Source organism: Streptomyces phytophilus (assembly GCF_013870535.1).
Taxonomy (GTDB): Bacteria; Actinomycetota; Actinomycetes; order Streptomycetales; family Streptomycetaceae; genus Streptomyces; species Streptomyces phytophilus.
In genome coordinates this window covers 1-3,082 of sequence record NZ_JACBXC010000720.1, presented here as the reverse complement: position 1 = coordinate 3,082, position 3,082 = coordinate 1, and the positions used below count along the sequence as shown (strand labels likewise).

The following is a 3,082-nucleotide window of genomic DNA, read 5'->3' as shown; positions in this document are numbered from 1 at the left end:
GCCGGGCGTGAGGACCGCGTCGCCCCGGGACAACTCGGTCGCCCGGACGCCGCGCAGGTTGACCGCGACCCGGGCCGGCGCGGTGACGTGCGGGAGCGGCTGCCCCATGGAGTGCAGCCCGCGTACGGTCACGGGCCGGGCCGCCGCGGCGCTCTCCAGCCGGTCCTCCAGGCTTATCCGGCCCGCCCGCAGCGTCCCCGTCACGACCGTGCCCGCTCCCCTGACGCTGAACGACCGGTCGACCCAGAGGCGCACCGGGCCGTCCGCCCTGGGCGCGGGTATGCCGGCCACCAGGCGGTCGAGCGCCGGCAGCAGCCGGTCGATGCCGTCTCGGGTCGGCGCGGGCGCGCTGACGCACACGGCTTCCACCGCGCCGAGCGAGGAGGCCGCCAGCTTCTCCAGCGCCTGGGCGCGGGCCGGTTGCGGATCGGCGAGGTCGGAGCGCGTGACGACCAGCAGGCCGTGCCGGACGCGCAGCGCGTCGAGCGCGGCCAGATGCTCCTCCGACTGCGGCATCCAGCCCTCGTCCGCCGCCACGGCGAACATCACGGCCGGCACGGCGCCGACACCGGCGAGCATGGTGCCGACGAAGCGCCGGTGCCCCGGTACGTCGACGAAGGCCACCGTCCGCCCGCTCGGCAGCCGCGTCCAGGCGAAGCCCAGGTCGATGGAGAGGCCGCGGCGCCGCTCCTCCGCGAGGCGGTCGGTCGCCATCCCCGTGAGCGCCGTCACGAGCGTCGACTTGCCGTGGTCGACGTGGCCCGCGGTCGCCACCACCTGCGCGGTCCCGGCTTCCCGGCCTGCGTGTGCCACCGGACCCCTCGTCGGCGTTCTGGCGGAGGTGGACGGGAATCGAACCCGCCTGACCGAGATACTCGCTCACTACGGTTTTGAAGACCGAGGGGGCCACCAGGCGCCCGCACACCTCCATCGGCAACTCTCGTACGCATCGTAAGCGCAACCGGTGCGGACGCGGCGGGCTTCGCGGTCGTCTTCTTCTAGCCAGGCGCGCAGGCCGGACGGTTGAGGGCCGCGGTCCCGGGGGATCGTGCGCGTGGACCGGAACTGCTCGGACCGCCCCCGGAGAGAAGGACGCCGATATGAGGAAGCGCCTGCGAGCCGGAACGACCGCGGCCCTCGCCGCGGCAGCGACCCTGGCGGGTGTCGCCGCGGTCGAGGCGACGCCGGGCGGCCCCGGCGTGACCGGCAGGACCATCGCGCAGACGACGGTGGGCGGCAAGGACTACATCCTGCGCCAGATCACCATCCCTGCCGGTCAGGGCACCGGCTGGCACTTCCATGACGGCACGTTGTACGGCTACGTCGAGACGGGCACGCTCAGCCACTTCGACTCCACGTGCACATCCGACGGCGTCTACGAGGCGGGAAGCGCGTTGACCGAACCTGCCGGCGCGCGCAACGTCCACATCGGACGCAACCTCGGAACCACACCGGTCGTCCTGGACGTGCTGTACGTCCTCCCGCACGGCGCCCCGCTGTCGGAGGACGCCCCCGCCCCCGGCTGCGACTTCCCGTAGCCGAGCGCGTGGCGACGTGATCGGCGATGCAGGCAGTGAGTTTTTCGAGCAGTTGCCCTGCGGATGCCCGATGATGTCCGCCGCCGAACGGCCGCCGAGGAAGACCTCGCTCTGCAGCCGAATCCCCTCGATGTCGCAGAACGCAGGCATGTCGGCGGTCATGCCGAAGACCTGTTCGTAGAGTCCGTCGTCGCGCGGGGGAGCCCCGCGTACGCGCCGTCGGAGGCCCCGCACCGGACACCCGGGTCCACGCGGCCCGCCTCGTCCGCGCGGAAGCCCGCGACCGTGACCGCGCCCGACCCTCCATGACGGACTCCGGAGCGCCCGCGGCTGACGGGGCGTCACGCGGTCAGCCCTCAAACGCGCCGCCCGGGCGGTGGATTTCACGGCTACTTCACAAGCCGTGCATGGCCTGAACCCCCCGTGACCACGCACGATCACTCAGAAGCCGCCCGCATGCCCGCGGGCGGCGTGCGTCCTGTGAAGGAGCCCCGCCGTGTCCAGCCGTCGTCACTTCCTTGCCGGGTCCGCCGCGCTCGGCCTTGCCGCGCTGCCGCCCGGAAGCGCCCGCGCCGAAGGCCGGAGCCCCGCGGTGCAGGGCGGCGGCGGGCGGCCCAACGTCGTCGTGATCCTCGCCGACGACCTCGGGTACGGCGGTGTCGGCGCGTACGGGCAGCGGCTCGTCCGTACGCCCCGGCTCGACCGGCTGGCGGCCGAGGGGCTGCGGTTCACCCAGGCGTACTCGGCGGCGGCCGTGTGCGCCCCGTCCCGCTGCGCGGCGCTGACCGGGGTGCACGCGGGGCACGGGCGGGTACGGGAGAACCCGTTCGGCGGCCCGCAGGGCTCGCTCACCGAGGACGACACGACCTTCGCCGAGGTGCTGCGGGGGCGGGGCTACCGGACGGCGTGCGTCGGCAAGTGGGGTTTCGGGCCCGAGGAGGCGGACCAGCCGAGCCACCCCAACGCCCGCGGGTTCACGGACTTCTACGGCTACCTCACGCACGGGCACGCACACCAGTACTTCCCGCAGTACCTCTGGCACAACGGCGCGAAGGAGCAGATCCCCGAGAACGCCGGCGGCGCGCGCGGCGCCTTCGTCATAGACCTCCTCCAGGAGCAGGCCGTCTCCTTCCTCGACGCCCACGCCGGCGAGCCCTTCCTCCTCATGCTCAACCCCAACGTGCCGCACGCCCCCAGCGACATCCCGGAGCTGGGCGAGTACGCCGACCGCCCGTGGAGCGAGGCGGACAAGGGCCACGCGGCCCAGATCACCCGGCTGGACTCGCTGGTCGGCGCGGTCGTGGACGCGCTGGTCCGGCTCGGCGTGCACCGCGACACCCTGCTGCTGTTCTCCAGCGACAACGGGCCGCACGAGGAGGGCGGCGTCGACCCCGACCTCTTCGACGAGAACGGGCCGCTGCGGGGCTACAAGCGCAACCTCTACGAGGGCGGCGTACGCGTCCCCCTGATCGCCTGGCGCCCGGGGACCGTCCGGCCGGGTGTCAGCGAGCGGCCGACGCCGCTGACGGACCTGCTGCCGACCC

At 73.8% G+C, this 3,082-nt stretch carries 3 protein-coding genes and 1 tRNA gene; 2 read left to right on the top strand and 2 right to left on the bottom strand.

The window, feature by feature from the left end; genetic code table 11:
* Together H5J30_RS24140 and H5J30_RS24135 are read right to left on the bottom strand one after the other, a co-directional pair.
* The coding region (locus tag H5J30_RS24140; RefSeq protein ID WP_181789473.1) for a GTP-binding protein at positions 1 to 777 on the bottom strand (777 nt) is incomplete at its 3' end.
* Between the two features lie 56 nt (positions 778 to 833).
* A tRNA-Sec gene (locus H5J30_RS24135) sits at positions 834 to 929 on the bottom strand.
* Positions 930 to 1,100: 171 nt separating this feature from the next.
* Here H5J30_RS24135 and H5J30_RS24130 point away from each other — a divergent pair.
* Positions 1,101 to 1,538, top strand: coding sequence for a cupin domain-containing protein (locus H5J30_RS24130; RefSeq protein WP_181789472.1), 438 nt, complete (start codon positions 1,101 to 1,103; stop codon positions 1,536 to 1,538).
* A 496-nt stretch (positions 1,539 to 2,034) separates the two neighbouring features.
* Positions 2,035 to 3,082 (top strand): sulfatase-like hydrolase/transferase (locus H5J30_RS24125; RefSeq protein ID WP_181789471.1); only part of this gene is annotated, 1,048 nt, incomplete at its 3' end.

Bases quoted from the DNA above. Each gene is read 5' to 3' on its own strand.
- H5J30_RS24130 (WP_181789472.1), top strand. From the start codon at position 1,101: ATGAGGAAGCGCCTGCGAGCCGGAACGACCGCGGCCCTCGCCGCGGCA.